We start from the raw sequence: 20,033 nt of genomic DNA, 5'->3' as shown, positions 1-20,033 counted from the left end.
GCGGCGAAACGTCGGTGGGTATCGGTAACGTCCGGTCTGTGGAAATTGGGGAACGTATCGAAGAGCTCGCGGGCCGGATTGTGGCGCTGCGCGATTCCTACTATCAGGGCTCGCCGCTGGTCGCGGACGCCGAATACGACGCGATCGAGGATGAGCTACGGGGGCTGATCGCGGCGCATCCGGAGCTGACGCCCGATCCGAATCCGCTGGATCAGGTGGGCGCGCCGTCGGTGCTGCACGCCCCGGTACGGCATGCGCGGCCGATGCTGTCGCTGGAGAAGGCGACCAAGCCGGAGCAGGTGGTGGCGTTCTTCGATCGCTTCCCCGGGCAGTCCGTGGTGGTGATGCCCAAGCTCGACGGGCTGTCGCTGTCCCTGGTTTACGAAGACGGCCGGCTGGCGCGGGCGGTGACCCGCGGTGACGGCACCACCGGTGACGATGTGACCCCGCTGGTGCGCGCCCTGGTCGACGGCGTTCCCGAGAAGATCGACGCGCAGGGACGGGTGGAGGTGCGCGGTGAGGCGGTCATGCTGCGTTCGACCTTCACCGCCTACAACGTGGCGCATCCGGACAAGCCGCTGATCAATCCGCGCAACGCCGCCGCCGGCACGCTGCGGGCGAAGGACCCCGCGACCGTGGCCGAGCGACGCCTGCAATTCTTCGGCTTCGACCTCGATACCGAAACCGATGACGCCGCGGTCGATCTGGAGGAGGGCCTGCGCGCGCTCGGCATCGCCGGTGCGCAGATGCGGCATTGCGATGACGCCGAACAGGCGCAGGCCGCGATCACCGCGATCGAGCAGGGCCGCAATGATCTGGACTACGACCTGGACGGCGCGGTGCTGCGACTGGCCGATCGAGATGCTTACGCGGCGGCCGGAACCCGATCGAATTCGCCGCGCGGCGCGCTCGCGTTCAAGTTCGCCGCCGAGGAGAAGACCACCCTGCTGCGCGAGGTCATCTGGGATGTCGGCAAGACCGGCAAGATCGTCCCGGTGGCCTGGCTGGAGCCGGTTTTCGTGGGTGGCACCACGGTCACCAAAGCGACGCTCGCCAATCAGGAGGTGATCCGCGCCCGCGATATCAAGGTCGGTGACACGGTGCTGGTGCGCCGCGCGGGCGATGTCATCCCGTTCGTCGCGGGCGTGCTCGACGCCGCCAAGCGCACGGGTGCGGAGATCGAGATCGTTCCCCCGACCGTCTGCCCGTCCTGCGGGCAACCGGTCACCGAACAGGGCAATAGCCGAGAACTGTTCTGCACCAACGTTTCCTGCCCCGCGCAGACCGTGCGGCGACTCATCCACTGGGCCTCGCGCGCGGCCGCGGATATCGATGCCATCGGCGGGGTGTGGATCGAACGCCTCGCGGAGGCGGGCGATCTGGAGAACCCGTCGGATTTCTACACCCTGACCAAGGAGCGCCTGCTCGAATTCGACCGCGTCGGTGAGGTTTCCGCGCAGCGCATGATCGATTCCATCGATGCCAGCCGCGAGGTCGGCCTGCGCCGCGCCCTGATCGGCCTGGCCATTCCCATGGCCTCGGACGGCACCGCCGCCCGCCTGGCCCGATCCGGATTCGGCTCCCTGGAGGAGGTCGCCGACTCCGATGAGGAACGCCTGGTGGCGGTCGAGGATATCGGCCCCAAGGTCGCGGCCTCGCTGGTCGCCCACCTCACCCGACTGCGCCCGGAACTGGATCGCCTGCGCGGACTCGGCGTCAATCTCGATGTGCGCGAAGAGGATCTGCCCCCGGTCGTCGCCGCGGGCGCACCCCTGGCGGGCAAGACCGTGGTGATCACCGGCGCGATCGCCGACCCCCGCTCCGGCGAGAAGGTCGCCCGCCCGACCTTCCAGCGCCTCTGCGAAAAGGCCGGTGCCACAGCCGCTTCCTCGGTCTCGGCGAACACCGACATGCTCATCACCGGCGCGGGCGTCGGTGACAGCAAACTGGCCAAGGCCGAGAAACTCGGCGTGGAAGTCGTCGACCAGGGCGAGATCTGGAACCTGCTGATCGAGGCCAAGGTCGTCTAGCGGCGCAGCGTGGTCGCATGCCGCATGCCGGAAAGCTTCTCCGGATTGCGCATGTAGTAGAGGCCGACCACGCGGTCACCGTCGACGCGCAGTGACATGACACCGTCGAGCTCACCGTCCAGGTGCAATGCCAGCGCCGGATTGCCATTGGCCACAATGGGTTCGACGGTGAGCACGGCGGTGGATTTGCCGATACCGCCGACGATGAACCGGGACACGTTCTCGAAGCCGATGACGGGCCGCAGCGCCGCCTGCTTGAAGCCGCCGCCATCGCTCAACAGCACCACGTCCGGTGCGAGCACCTCGAGCAGACCCTGCGGGTTCCCGGTTTCCAGCGCCTGACGGAACGATTCCAGCGCCGCCCGGGTCTGACTCGGGGACGCGACAGCCCGCGGGCGGCGGGCCTGCACATGTTCCCGGGCGCGATGCGCGATCTGCCGCACGGCGGCGGGGGTCTTGCCGACCGCCTCCGCGATTTCGTCATGCCCGATATCGAAGACCTCGCGCAGTACGAAGACCACGCGCTCGGTGGGCGACAGGGTTTCCAGAACCAGCAGCAGCGCGGTCGAAACACTCTCGGCGAGTTCGACATCCAGCGCCACATCCGGTGTGGTCAACAGTGGCTCGGGCAGCCACGGCCCGACATAGGACTCCCGGCGGCGGCTCAGGGTGCGCAGCCGGTTGAGCGCCTGCCTGGTGGTGATGCGCACCAGGTAGGCGCGTTGATCGAGCACCTGCCCCAGATCCACCTCGGCCCAGCGGAGCCAGGTCTCCTGCACGATGTCCTCGGCGTCGGCGGCCGAACCGAGCATTTCGTAGGCGACGGTGAAGAGCAGATTGCGGTGCGCGACGAAGGCCGCGGTGGCCGGATCGGTGACGGGGTCGCGCACAGCGGAGTCCTTCTTCGAGGTCGATCAGAAGGGCGCGATACCGAAGCGCCCCACCACAATGAACACGGCGAGCGCGAGGTAGATCAAGTTCAGCACCACCACGGGCCCGTCGTGGTGCCGCTGGTGGGTGATGATCGCGCCGATCATGAGCGCGATCCAGCAGACCGCGGTCACCGGCACCATTACCGGTGCGATATCGAGCACCGCGGGCAGGATCAGTCCGACGGCGGCGAGAATCTCGACCAGTCCGAGCGCCTTGACCGCCCCGGCGCTGACGCCCGCGGTCCATTCCCCGCCCGGGGCTTCGGCCAGTTTCGCCTGCGGCATGACGGTTTTGATCGTGCCGCTCATCAGGGCGACGAAGGCCAGCAGGCCGGTGGCGATCCACAGTGCGACGTTCATGGCGTTTCTCCTCTTTCGGGGTGTTCGGGCACAAGACACCGCGTCGCTGAGCGCTGTGACAGCGGGTGAGCCAGATCACTCGGATCGGGAGAAACGGCAGTTCAGACCTCGGCGTCGCGGCGGGCGGCGTCCAGGAGGGTGTCGAGCAGCCCGGGGAAGCGGGCGTCGAGGTCGTCGCGGCGCAGGGATTGGAAGGTTTCGCGGCCGCACGGGCGTTGCCAGATGAGACCAGCATCGCGCAGCACGCGGTAGTGGTGGGTCAGATTGGACTTGGGAACCCCGTCGATGATCGAACCGCAGGTGTGTTCGCCGCCGTCCTGCAACGCCTGCACGATTTGCAGCCGGAGCGGATTCCCCACGGCGGCAAGGACGTTCGCGAGTTGGATCTGCGATCGTTCCGGATGTGCCGTCATCATGGCCCCAGAATACCTCCACTGTTGACAAACAGTTGAACTGTACGTAAGTCTTTGAACAATTCAACAGTAGGAGGATTCGCCATGTCAGCCAACGGTTCCCGGTTCGACGGCAAGATCGCGCTCATTACCGGCGGCAGCAGCGGAATGGGCCTGGCCACCGCGCGGCGGCTACTGGACGAGGGCGCGAGCGTGGTCGTCACGGGGCGGGACAAGGCGCGGCTCGATGCCGCCGTCGAGCAGTTGAATGCCGGGGATCGAGTGCTGGCGGTACCGGGTGACGCCGCGAACATCGCCGATCTGGAGCTGCTCGCCGATGCGATCGCCGACCGCTTCGGCCACCTCGACGTGGTCTTCGCGAACGCGGGAATCGGTGCGTTCCAAGCGTTCGCCGATGTCACCGAGGCCGAATACCACCGCGTGCTGGACATCAATTTCAAGAGCGTCTTCTTCACCATTCAGAAGACGCTGCCGCTGCTCGCCGACAACGCCTCGATCGTGATCAACGCGTCCTTCGCACTGCACCGCGGCAGTCCGGGCGCGGCGCTCTACTCGGCGACCAAGGCCGCCGTGCACAATCTGGCCCGGACCCTGGCATCGGAGCTGTCCCCGCGCGGTATCCGGGTCAATTCGGTGAGCCCCGGCTACACCGCCACCCCGGCCTTCTTCGCCGAGGCGTCGCCCGAGATCCAGGCATCGGTCACGGTGGGAGTGCCCGCCGCGCGCCTGGGCACCTCCGAGGATGTCGCGGCGGCGGTCGCCTTCCTGGCCTCGGCGGAAGCCTCCTACATCACCGCGCAGGATCTGCTCGTCGACGGCGGCCTGATCACCGCGACCTCGGCGGCGCAGATCTAGCCGCGAGACACAGCCTCGGTCGCGCCGCTCAACCGTCGCATCCGCTCAGCCGTTGCGCCGCAGTGCGTAGATATCCATGATCCAGCCCTTGGATTCGCGCAGCGCGGCGCGGCGGCGGGTGATGCGGCTCTCCACGATGCGCAGCGGGCCCTCGATGATCGCCTCATCCGGCATGCCCAGGTACGCGCCCCACCAGATGTAGATGTCATCACCGGGAATCTGCGTGAACGAGCAATCCCCGTCCAGCATCACCAGCGTGGATTGCCCTGCGGCCAAACCCTCTTCGCGCAATCGCCGCCCGGTGGTGATGTGCAGCGGTTCCCCGATCTCGTGCAACACCATGCGATGCGCGGCGGCCAGCGCCTGCACGCTGGTGATGCCCGGAATCACCTCGTAGTCGAAGCCGATCCGCCCGCGCTCGAGCACCCGTTCGACCACGCGCAGCGTGCTGTCGTACAGCGAGGGATCGCCCCACACCAGAATCGCGCCCACGCCTTCGGTTTCCGCGAAGGCCTGTTCCAGCAGTCCGGCTCGCGCCTCGTGCCAGTCCTCGACGACCCCGCGGTACGCGCTGTCCGCGCCGACCCCGGGCACGCTGCGATCGCGCGGCGGATCGAGCACCTGCACCACCCGGTGCGGCTGATCCGCGTATTCGGCCAGGATGGTCGCCCGGACATCCTCGAGTTCCCGCTTCTCGGCCCCTTTGCCGATCACGAAGAACACGTCCGTGCGGCGCATGGCCTTGACGGCCTGCACCGTCACCTGGTCCGGATCACCGGCGCCGATTCCGATCACATAGAGCTTGCGCACAGCGCCACAGCATGCCAGGCGGGAAGGGTGTCATACGCGAGGGCGGGGCGTGCGTAAGGTTGGCAAGCGTGGACAGCGCCTCTCGAGACCCCCAGAGCATCGCCCCGCATGACACCCAATACGAGGATCTGCTGCGGCTGGTGCTGGATTCCGGCACCCCGAAAGCGGATCGCACGGGTACCGGTACCCGCAGTATTTTCGGGCATCAGCTGCGCTATGACCTGTCCGAAAGCTTTCCGCTGATCACCACCAAGAAGGTGCATCTCAAATCCATCGTGTACGAGTTGCTGTGGTTCCTGCGCGGCGATTCGAATGTGAAGTGGTTGCAGGACCACGGGGTCAGCATCTGGGACGAATGGGCCGACGCCGATGGCGATCTGGGCCCGGTCTACGGCGTGCAGTGGCGGTCCTGGCCGACGCCGGACGGCACCCATATCGATCAGATCTCGCAGGTGCTGCAAACCCTGCGCACCGATCCGGATTCGCGGCGGATGATCGTATCGGCGTGGAACGTGGCCGATTTGGACAAAATGGCGCTGGCCCCGTGCCACGCGTTCTTCCAGTTCTACGTGGCCGACGGCAAACTCTCCTGCCAGCTCTATCAGCGCAGCGCGGACCTGTTCCTGGGTGTGCCGTTCAATATCGCGAGTTATGCGCTGCTGACCCTGATGGTGGCGCAGCAGACCGAATTGCAGCCCGGCGAATTCATCTGGACCGGCGGCGATGTGCACATCTACGACAATCACCTCACGCAGGTGCGGGAACAGCTGACCCGCGAACCGTATCCGTTCCCGGCCCTGCGTCTGCGCCCCGCGCCGACGCTGTTCGACTACGCCTACGAGGATGTGGAAATCCAGGGCTACCAACACCATCCGGCCATCAAGGCCGCGGTGGCGGTGTGAGCAGACGGGTCGGGCTGATCTGGGCCCAAACCCCGGACGGGGTAATCGGTTTGGACAACGCCATTCCCTGGCGGGTGCCCGAGGATATGGCGCATTTCAAGGAAGTCACCTGGGGTCATCCCGTGGTGATGGGGCGGCGCACCTGGGATTCGCTGCCCGAGCGTTTCCGCCCCCTGGACGGTCGCCGCAATATCGTGGTGACCCGGCAAACGGATTGGGCCGCATCGGGAGCCGAGCGCGCGGGTTCCCTCGAGGAGGCCCTGGAAGCGAGCGGCGACGGTCCGGTGTGGGTGATGGGCGGCGGCGAGATCTACCGTGCCGCAATGCCTTTCGCCACCGAACTGATGGTCACCGAGGTGGACGCGACGATCGAGGGCGATTGCTACGCCCCCGCCATCGGCCCGGAATGGTCCGCAGCACCGGAGCCGTGGCGCGAATCGGCGAAGGGTCCACGTTTCCGCTTCCGGCGGTATCACCGATAACGCACGCATTCCACCTCTGCCAATTCCTGCAACGAACGGCCCAATCTGCCGGTCGCTCCGGAAGTAGTCCGGCATACTCACGGATACTCCGGCGAAAGGCAGTCCATGGACAAGAAGTCGCTGACCGCGGTGGCACGTCAGCAGCTCAAGCTGGCCGCGACCGCATCGAGCGGACGCAGTTCGCTCACCATCTACGGCGGGCACGCGCACAGCCTGCGCCAGACGGTGATCGCCATGACCGCCGGGCAGAGCCTGGCGGAGCACGAGAACCCGGGTGAGGCCACCATGGTGGTGCTCAGCGGGGTGCTGTCGTTGATCAGCGGTACGAACGAATGGAAGGGTTCGGCCGGCGATCTGCTGGTGATCCCGAACGCGCGGCACAGCGTGAAGGCCATCGACGATGTGGCGTTCCTGCTCACGGTGGCCAAGTGACCGACGGCACCCGGCCCCGCCACTGATGCCGCGACCTGGCGGTACCGTGCGGGTTTGCGGCTATCGGGCAGACACGGGGCAACCGGGCGGGCGGTCCGTCGGCCCGGCGCTCTAGGCTTGAGCGCATGGGTGAGCCGCAGCCAATCCTCGACCCGCTTACGCCCGCCGCTATCTTTCTCGTCGCCACGATCGACGAGGGTGGCGAGGCGGCGGTACGCGACCTGCTCGCAGATCTGCCCGGATTGCGCCGATCCATCGGCTTCCGGGTGCCGGGTTCCGGACTGGCCTGCAATACCAGTATCGGTTCGGATGCCTGGGATCGTCTTTTCGCCGGTGCGAAACCGGCTGAGCTGCACGAGTTTCCGGGGTACGTGGGCGATAAGCATCAGGCCCCCGTCACCCCGGGTGATCTGCTGTTCCACATCAAGGCCGAAAACCAGGACGCCTGTTTCGAATTGGCGATGGCCATCGGCGACCGGCTGGCCGGTGCGGGGGCGATCGTCGATCAGACGGTCGGCTTCCGGTATTTCGAACAGCGCGATCTGCTCGGATTCGTGGACGGCACAGAGAATCCCGAGGGTCAGCTGGCCGTGGCCTCCGCGCTGGTGGGTGACGAGGATGCCGAATTCGCCGGTGGCAGTTATGTGATCGTGCAGAAGTACCTGCACAATCTCGACGATTGGAAGGCGCTCTCGGTCGAGGAGCAGGAGCGGGTGATCGGCCGCACCAAACTCGACGACTATGAGCTCTCCGACACCGACAAGCCCGCGAATTCGCATGTGGCCGTGAACGATCAGGATGACAACGGCACCGTCATGCGCGCCAATATGCCGTTCGGCAGCGTCAAGGACGGCGAGTTCGGCACCTATTACATCGCGTATTCGGCCACGCCCGCGGTCACCGAGTTGATGCTCGAGCGCATGTTCCTGGGCACCGATGAGGCCGCCTATGACCGCATCCTCGATTTCTCCACGGCAATAACGGGTACCTCGTTCTTCGCGCCACCCCTGGCGTTCTTCGACGCGCTGCCGGACGCACCCGCGCCCGCGGCCGTGGCAGACCGGGAATCACCGGCAACCAATGGTGTTGTCTCCCACGATGGTTCCCTTGGAATCGGCACGTTGAAAAGGAGCTGAAGCATGAACAACCTCCACCGGGAACTCGCGCCGATAACCTCTTCCGCCTGGACGGCGATCGAAGAGGAAGCGACGCGAACCTTCAAGCGGCATATCGCCGGTCGGCGCGTGGTCGATGTATCCGGCCCGCACGGCCCGGATTACTCCGCGGTCGGCGTGGGCCGCACCGCCGAGATCACCGCCCCCGCCGACGGGGTGCAGGCGCGCCAGCGTGTGGTGGTGCCGCTGGTGGAGCTGCGGGTGCCGTTCACGCTGTCCCGCGATGAGCTCGACAATGTGGAGCGCGGGGCCAAGGACACCGATCTGGACGCGGTGAAGGAGGCGGCCAAGCGCATCGCCTTCGCCGAGGACCGGGCGCTGTTCGAGGGCTATCCGGCCGCCGGGATCGTCGGTATCCGGGCCAGCACCTCGTGCGAGCCGGTGAAACTGCCCGGTGATCCGAAGCTGGCTCCCGAGGCGGTCACCCAGGCGCTGAGCAAGCTGCGGCTGGCGGGCGTGGACGGGCCGTATTCGGTGCTGCTGTCGGCCGATCTGTACACGGCGGTCAGCGAGACCTCCGATCACGGTCATCCGATCCGCACCCATATCGAGCGGCTCATCGACGGTGAGATCATCTGGGCCCCGGCCATCGACGGCGCGTTCGTACTCTCCACCCGCGGTGGCGATTTCGATCTCCAGATCGGCCAGGACCTGTCCATCGGCTACCTCTCGCACGATGCGGAATCGGTACAGCTCTACTTCCAGGAGAGCCTGACCTTCCTGGTCTACACGGCCGAAGCGGCAGTCGCCCTGGAGGCGTGAGCAAGAAAGACGAAGGGCCCCGTGCGCGAAACGCGCACGGGGCCGACCGCTTTTTGCGGCAGGTAGCTCGGGGAGGCCCGACCGCGCTATTCCGGGTACCGTGACGCGCAGCACATGAGGTGGAGGCGCGGGATGACGATGGTGCGGGCCGGGGTGGTGCCGGGGCGGCGGGCCGCCTGGTACGGGGTGGCCGGGGTGCTGGTCACCGCCGGGATCTGCGGGATCGTGGTCGGGTTGTTCGGGGTGAATCGGGTGTTCACCGGTTTGCTGCTGGGCGTCGCGGCGGGGATTTCGCTGCTGTTCCTGTTGTTCGGGCGCGACGGCGTGGTGCTGACCGATCAGTCGATCGTGCGGCGCACGCCGTGGAGCGCCTCGACGCTGGCCTGGGATCGGGTGGTGGCGGGCCGGTTCGCGCTCGATGAGAACGCGCGCTGGTCGCTGGCCCTAGACCTCAATGACGGTGACGAGCCGCATCACGAACTGGTGCTGCTGTCCATCCCGCCGGTGGTGAAGCCCGTCGGCAGCGCCTATGACATGCGTAAACGCGAGCAGGTCAATGAGATTCGCGGCATGCTACGCAGCAAGCGCATTCCGATCACCGTGCTGCCGGAGATCGCGGACGCGCTCACCGTGCACTGGCGTTTGGCCCCGCCGACGCGCTGAATCGCGCCTCGGTAGGGTCGATGCCGTGATTCGCACAGCGGCACTGGCCTATATCCGGGATCGTCGTCTGCTGCAGACCAGGTCCACCGGTAAGGACGTCTTCTACATGGCGGGCGGCAAGATCGATCCGGGCGAGACCCCGGAGTCGGCGCTGCACCGCGAGATTCGCGAGGAACTGGGCGTCGGCGCGATCCAGGTCGCCGAACTCGGCATCTTCGAGGCGGAGGCGTACGGGCACGCGCCCGGCACCCGCCTGCATATGACCTGTTTCCTCGGTGAGCTCACCGAGGAGCCGCGGCCGTCCGGGGAGATCGCGGAGCTGCGCTATTTCACCGTCGCCGAATACCGCGCGATGGATCATGTCGCGCCGGGTTCACTCCTGGTCTTTCAGCGGCTGCACGCCCTCGGCCTGATCGACGCCTGATTCGGCACTGTCGGTGTTGCTGTCGGTCAGCGCGTCCGGCGAGCGGTAGGGAATGCGGGTGGCCGCGGCCAGGCCGATCAACAGGAACAGCGCCGCCGCAAGCAGAGTGGTGCGGGTGGCGTCGGTGAAGCCGCGTTCCAGCGCGTCCAGCACCGCGGCCGCCCCGTCGTGATCGCGCACCCCGGAGATCGCGCCGCCCGCGGATTCCCGGGTGGCGGTGGCGAGGGTGTCGGCGGCGCTCGCGGGCAGATCCTTGACGTCGTCGAGGCGTTTCGGCAGATCGTTGCCCAGCGCCACCGAGAGCAGTGCGCCGATCACCGCGATGCCGAAGGCGGAGCCGACCTGCCGCACGGTGCTCTGCGTCGCCGAGCCCTGACCGGAATTCTCGGGCGGCACATCGGCGAGCACGATTCCGGTCAATTGCGCCGAGGCCATACCCAATCCGATGCCGTAGCCGATCAGCAGCACCGCCAGCCACCAGCCGGAGATGTGCGGGGTGACGAACAGCGCCGCCAGCGCGATCGCGATCGCCTCGAAAGCCAGGCCGAGCCGCACCACCCGCACCGGCCCGACCTTGCGCACGATGCCCTCGGCGATGCCCGCCGCCAGGAAGGCGCCGACCGCCATCGCCGCGAGTACGAAACCCGTACCGAGCGTGGAGAATCCGAGCACGTTCACCATGAAAAGCGGTAGTACGAACAGCAATCCGAATTCGCCGAGCGACACCGCGAACGCGGTGAGGTTGCCCCATCGAAAACTGGGGATCAGGAACAACTTCGGATCCAGCAGCGCCGAACGCCCGATCAGATTGCGATGCTGCTCCCAGCGAATGAACAGCACCAGCGCCAGCACCCCGAGCGCGATGAACACCGGAATCGGTGAGATCCACGCGGTCTCGGACCAGTGGAAACCGGGCATCGGGAACTCGCGCAGCGGTTTCCACCAGCCGTAGGTCTGGCCTTCGATGAGCGCGAACACCAGCAGCGCGAAACCGGCCGCGCTGAGCAGGAATCCGTCCACATCGAGTCCGGGCGCGGCCTTACCCATGCGCGTCTCGGGCACGAACAGGAACAGTCCGATGAGCACCACCGCGCCGAGCGGGATATTGACCAGGAAGATCCACGGCCAGGTGAACGAGGTGGTGAGCCAACCGCCGAGCAGCGGTCCGATGGCCGCCACACCGGAGATGACCGAACCCCACACCGCGAAGGCGATGACCCGGTCGCGGCCGCGGAACAGGGCGTTCATGGTGGCCAGGGTGCCCGGCATGACACCGGCCGCGCCGATGCCCTGTACGACACGTCCCCAGAGCAGCGGCCAGGCACTGGTCGCCGACGCCGAGAGCACGCTGCCGATCAGGAAGATCAGCACGCCGAGGGCGAACATATTGCGCCGCCCGAAGCGGTCGCCGAGTCGCCCGGCGGTGATCAGCAGTGCGGCCAGCACCACCGCGTAGATGCTGGTAACCCATTGCGCCTGGGTGAAATTCAAACTCAGCTGGTCGATGATGACCGGCAGTGAGACCGAGACGATGGTGCCGTCCAGCACCACCATGGAGAGCCCGAGCGCCAGTACACCGAGCGTGATCCATTTCTTGCGACCCAGGTCCAGCTGCATTTCCGTCATCCGTCGCTCCCGCCGCGCATGGGACAGCCGTCCGAAAAATCGGTATCTCGCAGTAGCCATCGAGGTGCCGCATGGCCGTTGATAAGTGTATGTGCAACCCGTTGGACAGCGGCCCAAGGTGACGAGACGGTTACCTGTTTCCGGAAAATAGCCAGTTCAGAGCACTGTCAATGACCGAAGTAGGACGGGTAACTGCGGCGCGGCGAGCAACGAGACGATCGATGCCGAATATTTGCCACTGCGTTCAGGGGGCTGACGCCGGGCAGGGCGGACACCCGCGTCGCCGACCGGATCACCAGGACCGAACCGGGACAGCGCATGTCCGAATCGGATACGTTTGAGGGCGTGTCGATGATGAAGGGTTCCAACGTTCCGGTGGCGGCGTCCGCGGTTCGGGTCGAGCTGGGGTGGCAGTCGGGTCCAGGCGTTCCGGACGCCGATGCTTCGGCGCTTTTGCTATCCGGCGGCCGGGTCCGCTCGGACAGTGATTTCGTCTTCTACAACCAGCCGCAGCACGGGTCCGGCGCGGTCCGGCACGAGGGTAAGCGGCAGGGGCCGCAGATCGTCGACGCGCTGTCGGTGAATCTGGGGCAGGTGGAGCCGCAGATCGAGACCATCGTCATCGCCGCCTCCGCCGACGGCGGCACCTTCGCCCAATTGCCCGGCCTGCACGTGCGTTTGGTGGATGCGAGCAGCGGTGCCGAGGTGGCGCGCTTCGATCCCACCGACGCCTCCTCCGAGACCGCCTATGTGCTCGGCGAGCTGTACCGCCGCCAGGGCGCCTGGAAGTTCCGCGCGGTCGGTCAGGGCTACGCGACCGGATTGGCCGGGCTGGCAACCGATTTCGGCATCTCCGTCGATGACGCGCCCGCGCAGTCGTCCGCACCGCAGCCGTCCTTCGGCACGCCCCCGCCCGCCGCGCCGTCGCAGGCGACTCCGCCGCCGCCGGTGCCGCCGCAGACTCCCCCGCCGCCCTATGGCGCACCGCCGCAGCAGACCGGCGCACCCCAGCCGAATTATGCTGCGCCGGGCCAGAATCCGCCGCCGTACGGCGCACCCACCCCGGATCAGCAGCCGTATGGCGCACCGGGTCAGAATCAGCAGTTCGGCGCACCGGGTCAGTACCCGCCGCCGCCCGGGCAGTACCCGCCGCCCGGTGGCTATGCCCCGCAGCCGGGCCAGTACCCGGACCCGGCCGGACAGTACCCACCCGGCGGTCAGCAGCAGGGTTATCCGCCCGCCGGTCAGTACCCGCCGCAGCCGGGCCAGTATCCGGATCCGGCCGGGCAGTACCCGCCCGGTGGCCAGTACCCGCCGCCCGGCGGATATCAGCCGCCGCAGCAGCCGCCGTATCCCGCGCCGCCGAATCCGTATCAGTCCGGTGGGAACCAGATTCCGCCGTATCAGCAGGGTGGCGCGCCGGTGCCGCCGTTCCCGCCGGGCGGGAATCAGCCGCCGCCCCCGCCGTATCAGGGCGCGAATCCGGTTCCGCCGCAGCAGTTCCAGCAGGGGCCGGGCAGCGCGGAGCCCAAGGTGAATCTGGGCAAGATCTCACTGACCAAGGAGGCCCCGGCGGTCTCGCTGACCAAACAGGGCGCGACCGGCGGCATCATGCGGGTCAATCTGAATTGGTCGGTGCCGGGTGCGTCGAGCGGGCTGTTCGGCCGCAAGCGCGGCGGCAATGGCGGCCTGGACCTGGATCTGTGCTGCTTCTGGGAGCTCACCGACGGTTCCAAGGGCTGCATCAGCCCGCTGGACACCATGGGCAATCTGCATCGCGCGCCGTTCATCGAACTGGATCAGGACGATCGCACGGGCGCGAGCCAGGGCGGCGAGAACCTGTCCATCAATCTGGACAACACCGCGCAGTTCCGCCGGATCCTGGTCTTCGCCTCGCTGTACGAGGGCGCGGAGGATTTCCGGGGCGTGCACGCCACCGCGACGCTCTACCCGCGCAATTCCCCGCCCATCGAGATGGAGGTCAGCGGCTGTGTCGACGACTCCCGCGAAATGGTGCTGGCGCTGATCGAGAATGTGAACGGCGAGTTGGTGGTTCGCCGCGAGGGCGTCTTCGTGCGCCCGCCGGACGGCCACCGCTTCTGGGGCAAGCTCGCGGTGGATCAGGCGTACCGCTGGGAACTCAAGTGGGGCACCTCGAAGGGCAAGTCCTGAATCAGGACCACCACTTCGTCATCCCGGCGCGCTTTTGGCCGGGATCCACACCGGTCCGATGGATCCCGGCCAAAAACATGCCGGGATGACGGAGAGCTCAGCCGAGTTCGATTGCAGCTGAGCGGGTCTCACCTAAATCGCCCGAGAAACCGAGTAGCCGGAGCATGGCGTCGGGGATGAGCCGCTCGGCGTACTCCGGCGGCGCGCCCTCGTCGGATCGGATATTGATGACCGATTCGACGAGCCGGAACGGCAGCAGGTCCGCGCCGGGCACCGTCTGGTTCCCGGCCTCGGAAATGACCGCGGCGGCCAGGATTTCGTAGTGCCGGCGCAGTTCGTCGCGCCGTGCCCGGAAGGCGGCGAAGCGTTCGCTGCGCAATTCCGGCAGCAGGTACAGCGCCCCCAGATTCCAGCGTGCGGCGCACAGCTGGTCCACGTCGAATCGAGCCAGCGCGTAGAGCCGCACGGCGGCCGGTGCGTCCGTGATGGCCAGGCGTTCGGCGAGTTCCAGCGGTCCGGTGATGGTTTCGCCGAGCAGCGCGTCGAGGATGTCGTCCTTGGACGCGAAGTGGTGGTACAGCGATGCCTGCCGGATGCCGACGGCATCGGCGATGGCGCGGGTCGAGGTGCTGCCGTAACCGTTGCCGGTGAACAGTTCGGCTGCCGCGTCGAGGATCTCGGCGCGCGGCGTCTGCCCTGCCCTGCGGCGGGGTTCCAGGCGGGGACGTCCAGGTCCGAGTTGGGTCACGCGGTTCATTCTGTCCTACCGCGCCGATGTGAGGTTTCTGTCACTCGATAGAAATACCGGCAATGCAGAAGTTACGGCGGGCCATCCGCCGGATACATCGGCGTCACCGGGCGAGCGATCGGGATTGGAAAACTTTCAATCGATAGATATTCGCCGCCCGAAGGATTCGCCATGGTTGCCTCCGCCGATTCCATCGTTCCCACCCACCCGCCGAACAACGCCGCCACCAGCGCCGATAGCGCCGATCTGGCCAGCTTCGGCTATCAGCCCGTGCTGCATCGCAAGCTCGGGCGCTATGCCTCGTTCGCCGCGGGGTTCTCCTTCGTCTCCATCCTGACCACGATTTTCCAGTTCTTCGGACTGGGCTATTCGTTCGGCGGCGCGGCCTTCTTCTGGACCTGGCCGATCGTGTTCGCGGGTCAGCTGCTGGTGGCGCTGAACTTCGCGGAGTTGGCGGCGCGCTATCCGCTGTCGGGCTGCATCTACCAGTGGTCGCGGCATCTGGCCGGCGAGCTGGTCGGCTGGTTCGCGGGCTGGATGATGATCATCGCGCAGATCGTCACCGCCGCGGCGGCGGCCATCGCGCTGCAGGTGGTGCTGCCCACGATCTGGAGCGGTTTCCAGCTGATCGGCACCGACAGCGCGCTCACCTCGCATGACGGTGCGGTGAATGCCGTTGTGCTGGGCAGCATCCTGCTGGTGGTCACCACCTTCATCAATGTGGTTGGCATCGATTGGATGGCGCGGATCAATTCGCTCGGCGTCACCATCGAGATCGTCGGCGTGCTCGCGGTGATCGCGGTGTTCTTCACGCACGCCGATCGCGGGCCGAGCGTGGTCACCCAGACCGATCAGGCCGCACCGGGGCCGTACTGGGCCGCGTTCCTGGTGTCCGGTCTGATGGCCGCCTACGTCATGGTCGGATTCGATTCCGCCGGTGAGCTTTCCGAGGAGACCAAGAATCCGCGCCAGGTCGCGCCGCGCACCATTCTGACGGCATTGACGGTGTCCGGTATCGGCGGCGGGCTCATTCTGCTCGGCGCGCTGATGGCGGCCCCGAGCCTCACCGACGGATCGCTGAGCACCGGCGGCCTGGCGTACGTGATCGAGGCCAAGCTGGACAGCCCGGCGGGCAAGGTCGTGCTCGCCTGTGTGGCGTGCGCCATCACGGTGTGCACCTTGGCGATTCAGACCGCGGGCTCGCGTCTGATGTTCTCCATGGCGCGGGACGGCAAGCTGCCGTTCGCCGCGAAGCTCGCCGCCGTGCACCCGCGTTTCGGCACCCCGGTGCTGCCCGCCGTGGTGATCGGTGTGCTCGGCATCGGCCTGCTGGTGCTGAATCTGGGCAACGCCGCCATCTTCGCGACCCTGGCCAGTGTCTGCATCGTCACCCTCTACCTGGCGTACCTGCTGGTCACGGTGCCGCTGCTGGTGCGGCGGATCAAGGGCTGGCCCGCCGATGACGCCACCACCGAGAACGGCAAACCGCTGTTCGGGCTGGGCCGCTACGGGATTCCGATCAACGCGCTGGCCGTGGTGTGGGGCATCGCCATGGCGGTGAATCTGGCCTGGCCGCGCGCCGAGGTCTACATCCCGACCGGCGGCAGCTGGTGGATGCAGTGGGCCGCACCGCTTTTCGTGATCGTGACGGTCGCGGTGGGCGTGCTGGTGTATCGACTGGTGACGGCCACGCGTACGGCCACCGCTACCGAGCCGATCATCCAACCCGCCTGAGCGACACCCGGCAGAGCATCGCACCGGCCGCCCGCGGCGGCCGACGGAAGGAGTACCGATGACAACCACCGCAGACACCTCGGGAGCGCGAGCGCATGCGAGGTCGCAGGCCGCCGCCGCCGCGATAGCCGGTCCGGCAGCGCCGGAAGGCGTCGAAACAGCGAAAATCACCTTCGCACAGCGGATTCCGTCCGGTGGCTACGCCAATATGGTGCTCGGCCGGGGCACCCGGGTGCGGATCTCGGATCCGGCGGGTTCGGGCTGCGCGCATCTGCTGCTGGTGCGTGCCGAATCACCTTGGGAGCGAATGAATGTCGCCGACACGGTGAAGGTGCCGTGGCAGGCGTACCTGGGGGCCGGGCATCCGCTGCTGTCGGATCAGGGGCGGGTGCTGGCCACGGTGGTCGCGGATTCCTCCGGACACCACGACACCCTGTGCGGAACGTCCGCGCACGCCCGGGACCGGTTGCGGATGGCCGGGGTCAAACAGGGACTGGAGCCGCGCGATATCGCGCAGACCATTTCGTTCTTCCGGGGTGTCCGGGTGGAATCCGATGGCGGGCTGACAGCCACCGGCAGCGCCGGTGCGGGTGCGGCGGTGGAATTGCTCATTCACCTGCCGGTGACGCTGCTGCTCGCCAATGCCGAGCATCCGCTCGACCCCACCCCGACCACGGACATCGATCTGGTGGCCTGGGCGGCCCCGGAAGACCTTGCCGGCCAATTCAATTCCGATCCCGAGTATCTGCGCGCGGTGGAGAACACCGAACTGGATTGGCACGCACGCACGCTGGAGGCAATCGCATGACCATCTCTTCGGACACCATCGCCGCCGCCCGCACCGTCGTGCTCGATGAGACCGTGCCCGCCCGCGCCCCCTGGTCGACCGTGGTGCGCGCCGGGGACCTGCTGGAGATCATCGATCTGCACGGCAATCAGGCGGTGGACTGCCTGCTCTACGCGGCGGACGATCACACCGAGCGGTACAGCGCGCAGGCCACCGTCACCGCGCAGCGCAATATCTTCCTGAGCACCGGCAGCGTTCTGCTCACCGACGGCGGCACCGCGCTCATGACGGTGGTCGCCGATGAGGTCGGCAATCACGACACCGTCGCCGGGGCGTGCTCGCAGGAATCCAATACGCTGCGCTACGGCCATCACACCCGGCATCAGCACGCGTGTGTGGAGAACTTCCTCGCCGAGGGCATGAAATGGGGCCTCGGCAAGCGTGATCTGGTCTCGAATATCAACTGGTTCATGAATGTTCCGGTGGAGGCCGACGGCACGCTCGGCATCGTGGACGGGCTCTCCGCGCCGGGTAAGAAGATCACGCTGCGCGCGGAGGTCGACACCCTGGTGCTGGTCTCGAACTGCCCGCAGATCAACAACCCCTGCAATGGTTTCGATCCCACCCCGGTGCGCATGGTGGTGACCCGATGACCGCCCTGCTGCCCGAACCGCACGCCATCGCCCTCGATACCGAACTGCCCGCTGTCACAACCGCTTCCATGCATGTGGTGCGGCCGGGTATGCAGACCACGGTGCAGGATTGGCCCGCGCGGATCGGCTACTGGCACGTGGGTGTGCCGCCGTCCGGGCCGATGGATGATCTGTCGTTCCGGCTCGGCAATCGGGCGCTCGGCAATCCGGAGGGTGCGGCGGGGCTCGAATGCACGCTGGGCGGACCGGCTCTGCGGTTCGATGCGCCCACCTGGGTGTGTGTGACGGGTGCGCCGGTACCGGTCACGGTGAACGGTGAGCCGGTACGGCAGTGGCGCAGCGTGCTCGTGCCCGCCGGTGGCGTGCTGGACGTGGGTATGGTGCGCGGTCCGGGTATGCGGTCGTACATTCTGATCGCCGGTGGTATCGAAGTGCCCGAATACCTGGGCAGCCGTTCGACTTTCACGCTCGGCAAGTTCGGCGGCGGCACCGGGCGGGCCTTGGCCGCCGGTGACGCCCTCGCGCTCGGCGTTCACGATGTACCCATGCCCGGCGGAACCGGGCGGGTCACGGCCGGGGTGCCCGGTGACGATCAGCCGGTGTTCACCCGGCGCTGGGAACTGGCGGTTACCGAGGGGCCGCACGGTGCCCCGGAGTTCTTCACGCGCGGCGATTTCGACACGATCATCGGCACCGATTACGAGGTGCATTTCAATTCCGATCGCACCGGGGTGCGGTTGATCGGGCCGAAGCCGCAGTGGGCCCGCCAGGACGGCGGCGAGGCCGGACTGCACCCGTCGAACATTCACGACACCGCGTATTCCATCGGTGCCCTGGACTTCACCGGCGATACCCCGATTCTGCTCGGCCCGGACGGTCCGAGCCTGGGCGGTTTCGTCTGCCCGGTGACCGTGGTGGCGGCCGATCGCTGGAAGCTGGGTCAGCTCACGCCGGGCGATAAGGTGCGGTTCGTGCCGGTGCGCGCGGATCGCGCGGCCTCGCTGCGTGAACTGGGGGCCGAGCGGCGCGCGGCCTGGCCGGTGGTGCTCTCCGCCGGAGGTGACGGCGATGACGGGGTGCTGGCGCGCCGCGAAGGCTCCGAGACCGCGGTCACCTACCGCCGGGCGGGCAATGACGGCATGCTCATCGAATACGGTGATATGACACTGGATCTGGAGTTGCGCGCCCGCGTGCACGCACTGCACCAGGCATTGCTCGAGCGTGCCGAACCGGGGGTCACCGAGCTGACCCCGGGCGTGCGCTCATTGCAGGTGCGCACCGATCCGGATCGCCTGCCGACCGGCAAGCTGCTGGATCTGCTCGGTGAGGTGGAGGCCGAACTGCCGTCCGCCGATCAGCTGGTGGTGCCGAGCCGCACCGTCTCGCTGCCGCTGTCCTGGGACGATCCCTCGACCCGGGAGGCGATCACCCGCTATATACACGGTGTGCGCGCCGATGCGCCGTGGTGCCCGTGGAATATCGAGTTCATCCGCCGGATGAATGGATTGGCCACGGTGGACGAGGTTTTCGATACCGTCTTCGCGGCCGAGTACCTGGTGCTCGGACTCGGCGATGTGTACCTGGGCGCGCCGGTCGCCACCCCGACCGATCCGCGGCATCGGCTGGTCACCACCAAGTACAACCCGGCCCGCACCTGGACGCCGGAGAACGCGGTCGGCATCGGCGGGGCGTACCTGTGCATCTACGGGATGGAGGGGCCGGGCGGCTATCAGTTCGTCGGCCGCACCACCCAGGTGTGGAATCACCGCTCCACCGGTATCGGCGAAGATCCTTGGCTGCTGCGGTATTTCGATCGCATCAGCTGGTATCCGGTGAGCGGTGAAGAGCTGCTGGACCTGCGCGCCGATGTGGCCGCCGGGCGCGGTGAACTGCGGGCCGAGGACGGCGAGTTCAAGATCGCCGACTATCGCCGCTTCCTCGCCGACAATGCCGCGTCCATCGATTCGTTCCGCGCAATGCAGGCCGAAGCCTTTACGGCGGAACGCAATTCGTGGCGCGAAGCGGGCGAGCTCACCGAAACGCCCTGAACTCGAAGCATAAGAGGAGATCGAG

At 67.2% G+C, this 20,033-nt stretch carries 20 protein-coding genes; 14 read left to right on the top strand and 6 right to left on the bottom strand.

Annotated features, from left to right (window positions below):
• The first annotated feature begins 38 nt into the window (after positions 1-38).
• Positions 39-2,030, top strand: coding sequence for an NAD-dependent DNA ligase LigA (gene ligA / locus ACFC4D_RS24995; protein WP_375964613.1), 1,992 nt, complete (start codon positions 39-41; stop codon positions 2,028-2,030).
• On the opposite strand, the gene ACFC4D_RS24990 is transcribed toward ligA, so the two are convergent.
• The 3 genes from ACFC4D_RS24990 to ACFC4D_RS24980 all read right to left on the bottom strand — a co-directional run bounded on the left by ACFC4D_RS24990 (position 2,027) and on the right by ACFC4D_RS24980 (position 3,738).
• Entirely contained in the window at positions 2,027-2,920 is an 894-nt protein-coding gene (locus tag ACFC4D_RS24990) for an RNA polymerase sigma-70 factor (RefSeq protein WP_376066908.1), read from the bottom strand. The genes ligA and ACFC4D_RS24990 overlap by 4 nt on opposite strands.
• A gap of 24 nt (positions 2,921-2,944) precedes the next feature.
• Positions 2,945-3,322: a DoxX family protein gene (locus tag ACFC4D_RS24985; protein WP_375964609.1), complete on the bottom strand. Its 378-nt coding sequence runs from the start codon at positions 3,320-3,322 to the stop codon at positions 2,945-2,947.
• A gap of 101 nt (positions 3,323-3,423) precedes the next feature.
• Positions 3,424-3,738: a helix-turn-helix transcriptional regulator gene (locus ACFC4D_RS24980; protein WP_364642502.1), complete on the bottom strand. Its 315-nt coding sequence runs from the start codon at positions 3,736-3,738 to the stop codon at positions 3,424-3,426.
• Positions 3,739-3,819: 81 nt separating this feature from the next.
• Here ACFC4D_RS24980 and ACFC4D_RS24975 point away from each other — a divergent pair, with 81 nt between their 5' ends.
• Entirely contained in the window at positions 3,820-4,590 is a 771-nt protein-coding gene (locus tag ACFC4D_RS24975; RefSeq protein ID WP_376066906.1) for a glucose 1-dehydrogenase, read from the top strand.
• A 45-nt stretch (positions 4,591-4,635) separates the two neighbouring features.
• Here ACFC4D_RS24975 and cobF read toward each other — a convergent pair whose 3' ends face one another.
• Positions 4,636-5,400 carry a precorrin-6A synthase (deacetylating) gene (cobF, locus tag ACFC4D_RS24970; RefSeq protein WP_376066904.1) on the bottom strand — a complete coding sequence of 255 codons (765 nt, stop codon included), beginning with the start codon at positions 5,398-5,400 and terminating at the stop codon, positions 4,636-4,638.
• A gap of 98 nt (positions 5,401-5,498) precedes the next feature.
• Here cobF and ACFC4D_RS24965 point away from each other — a divergent pair, with 98 nt between their 5' ends.
• The 7 genes from ACFC4D_RS24965 to ACFC4D_RS24935 all read left to right on the top strand — a co-directional run bounded on the left by ACFC4D_RS24965 (position 5,499) and on the right by ACFC4D_RS24935 (position 10,240).
• The gene (locus tag ACFC4D_RS24965; protein WP_364642979.1) at positions 5,499-6,302 is read left to right on the top strand and encodes a thymidylate synthase; all 804 of its coding nucleotides are present in this window, start codon (positions 5,499-5,501) and stop codon (positions 6,300-6,302) included.
• Positions 6,299-6,784, top strand: a complete 486-nt coding sequence (locus ACFC4D_RS24960) for a dihydrofolate reductase (RefSeq protein ID WP_376066901.1) — start codon at positions 6,299-6,301, stop codon at positions 6,782-6,784. Before ACFC4D_RS24965 ends, ACFC4D_RS24960 begins: the two co-directional genes overlap by 4 nt.
• 105 nt (positions 6,785-6,889) lie before the next feature.
• Positions 6,890-7,216, top strand: coding sequence for a cupin domain-containing protein (locus ACFC4D_RS24955; RefSeq protein ID WP_364642514.1), 327 nt, complete (start codon positions 6,890-6,892; stop codon positions 7,214-7,216).
• Positions 7,217-7,341: 125 nt separating this feature from the next.
• Positions 7,342-8,352 carry a Dyp-type peroxidase gene (locus tag ACFC4D_RS24950; RefSeq protein WP_376066899.1) on the top strand — a complete coding sequence of 337 codons (1,011 nt, stop codon included), beginning with the start codon at positions 7,342-7,344 and terminating at the stop codon, positions 8,350-8,352.
• A gap of 3 nt (positions 8,353-8,355) precedes the next feature.
• The gene (locus ACFC4D_RS24945; protein WP_375964596.1) at positions 8,356-9,153 is read left to right on the top strand and encodes a family 1 encapsulin nanocompartment shell protein; all 798 of its coding nucleotides are present in this window, start codon (positions 8,356-8,358) and stop codon (positions 9,151-9,153) included.
• A gap of 132 nt (positions 9,154-9,285) precedes the next feature.
• A complete protein-coding gene (locus ACFC4D_RS24940; protein WP_364642522.1) occupies positions 9,286-9,816 on the top strand; it encodes a hypothetical protein in 531 nt (176 codons plus the stop codon).
• Between the two features lie 25 nt (positions 9,817-9,841).
• Positions 9,842-10,240, top strand: a complete 399-nt coding sequence (locus ACFC4D_RS24935) for an NUDIX domain-containing protein (protein ID WP_376066897.1) — start codon at positions 9,842-9,844, stop codon at positions 10,238-10,240.
• Here ACFC4D_RS24935 and ACFC4D_RS24930 read toward each other — a convergent pair.
• Complete coding sequence (locus ACFC4D_RS24930; RefSeq protein WP_376066895.1) at positions 10,190-11,866, bottom strand: MFS transporter; 1,677 nt, start codon at positions 11,864-11,866, stop codon at positions 10,190-10,192. The two genes, ACFC4D_RS24935 and ACFC4D_RS24930, sit on opposite strands and share 51 nt — an antisense overlap.
• Positions 11,867-12,217: 351 nt before the next feature.
• Between ACFC4D_RS24930 and ACFC4D_RS24925 the strand changes: the two genes are divergently transcribed.
• Positions 12,218-14,038: a TerD family protein gene (locus tag ACFC4D_RS24925; protein ID WP_376066977.1), complete on the top strand. Its 1,821-nt coding sequence runs from the start codon at positions 12,218-12,220 to the stop codon at positions 14,036-14,038.
• Positions 14,039-14,135: 97 nt separating this feature from the next.
• Here the strand turns inward: ACFC4D_RS24925 and ACFC4D_RS24920 are convergent, their stop codons facing one another.
• A complete protein-coding gene (locus tag ACFC4D_RS24920) occupies positions 14,136-14,786 on the bottom strand; it encodes a TetR/AcrR family transcriptional regulator (protein WP_376066894.1) in 651 nt (216 codons plus the stop codon).
• A gap of 171 nt (positions 14,787-14,957) precedes the next feature.
• Between ACFC4D_RS24920 and ACFC4D_RS24915 the strand changes: the two genes are divergently transcribed.
• The 4 genes from ACFC4D_RS24915 to ACFC4D_RS24900 all read left to right on the top strand — a co-directional run bounded on the left by ACFC4D_RS24915 (position 14,958) and on the right by ACFC4D_RS24900 (position 20,008).
• The gene (locus tag ACFC4D_RS24915) at positions 14,958-16,520 is read left to right on the top strand and encodes an amino acid permease (RefSeq protein WP_376066893.1); all 1,563 of its coding nucleotides are present in this window, start codon (positions 14,958-14,960) and stop codon (positions 16,518-16,520) included.
• A gap of 58 nt (positions 16,521-16,578) precedes the next feature.
• Positions 16,579-17,328 carry a DUF1989 domain-containing protein gene (locus tag ACFC4D_RS24910; RefSeq protein WP_376066891.1) on the top strand — a complete coding sequence of 250 codons (750 nt, stop codon included), beginning with the start codon at positions 16,579-16,581 and terminating at the stop codon, positions 17,326-17,328.
• A complete protein-coding gene (locus ACFC4D_RS24905; RefSeq protein ID WP_376066888.1) occupies positions 17,325-17,960 on the top strand; it encodes an urea amidolyase associated protein UAAP2 in 636 nt (211 codons plus the stop codon). Before ACFC4D_RS24910 ends, ACFC4D_RS24905 begins: the two co-directional genes overlap by 4 nt.
• Before the next feature lie 68 nt (positions 17,961-18,028).
• Complete coding sequence (locus ACFC4D_RS24900) at positions 18,029-20,008, top strand: 5-oxoprolinase/urea amidolyase family protein (protein ID WP_376066974.1); 1,980 nt, start codon at positions 18,029-18,031, stop codon at positions 20,006-20,008.
• Positions 20,009-20,033: the final 25 nt, after the last annotated feature.

Origin of the sequence: Nocardia sp. NPDC056000 (assembly GCF_042269265.1) — a bacterium.
Lineage (GTDB): Bacteria > Actinomycetota > Actinomycetes > Mycobacteriales > Mycobacteriaceae > Nocardia.
The sequence above is the reverse complement of the archived record's forward strand: the minus strand, read 5'-3'. Positions and strand labels throughout refer to the sequence as shown.

Excerpts from the sequence above, each read along its gene's own strand:
- ACFC4D_RS24980 (WP_364642502.1), bottom strand. The coding sequence starts at position 3,738 with ATGATGACGGCACATCCGGAACGATCGCAGATCCAACTCGCGAACGTC.
- ACFC4D_RS24915 (WP_376066893.1), top strand. The coding sequence starts at position 14,958 with ATGGTTGCCTCCGCCGATTCCATCGTTCCCACCCACCCGCCGAACAAC.
- ACFC4D_RS24925 (WP_376066977.1), top strand. The coding sequence starts at position 12,218 with ATGATGAAGGGTTCCAACGTTCCGGTGGCGGCGTCCGCGGTTCGGGTC.
- ACFC4D_RS24950 (WP_376066899.1), top strand. The coding sequence starts at position 7,342 with ATGGGTGAGCCGCAGCCAATCCTCGACCCGCTTACGCCCGCCGCTATC.
- ACFC4D_RS24930 (WP_376066895.1), bottom strand. The coding sequence starts at position 11,866 with ATGACGGAAATGCAGCTGGACCTGGGTCGCAAGAAATGGATCACGCTC.
- ACFC4D_RS24940 (WP_364642522.1), top strand. The coding sequence starts at position 9,286 with ATGACGATGGTGCGGGCCGGGGTGGTGCCGGGGCGGCGGGCCGCCTGG.
- ACFC4D_RS24945 (WP_375964596.1), top strand. The coding sequence starts at position 8,356 with ATGAACAACCTCCACCGGGAACTCGCGCCGATAACCTCTTCCGCCTGG.
- ACFC4D_RS24910 (WP_376066891.1), top strand. The coding sequence starts at position 16,579 with ATGACAACCACCGCAGACACCTCGGGAGCGCGAGCGCATGCGAGGTCG.
- ACFC4D_RS24975 (WP_376066906.1), top strand. The coding sequence starts at position 3,820 with ATGTCAGCCAACGGTTCCCGGTTCGACGGCAAGATCGCGCTCATTACC.
- ACFC4D_RS24900 (WP_376066974.1), top strand. The coding sequence starts at position 18,029 with ATGCATGTGGTGCGGCCGGGTATGCAGACCACGGTGCAGGATTGGCCC.
- ACFC4D_RS24905 (WP_376066888.1), top strand. The coding sequence starts at position 17,325 with ATGACCATCTCTTCGGACACCATCGCCGCCGCCCGCACCGTCGTGCTC.
- ACFC4D_RS24955 (WP_364642514.1), top strand. The coding sequence starts at position 6,890 with ATGGACAAGAAGTCGCTGACCGCGGTGGCACGTCAGCAGCTCAAGCTG.
- ACFC4D_RS24985 (WP_375964609.1), bottom strand. The coding sequence starts at position 3,322 with ATGAACGTCGCACTGTGGATCGCCACCGGCCTGCTGGCCTTCGTCGCC.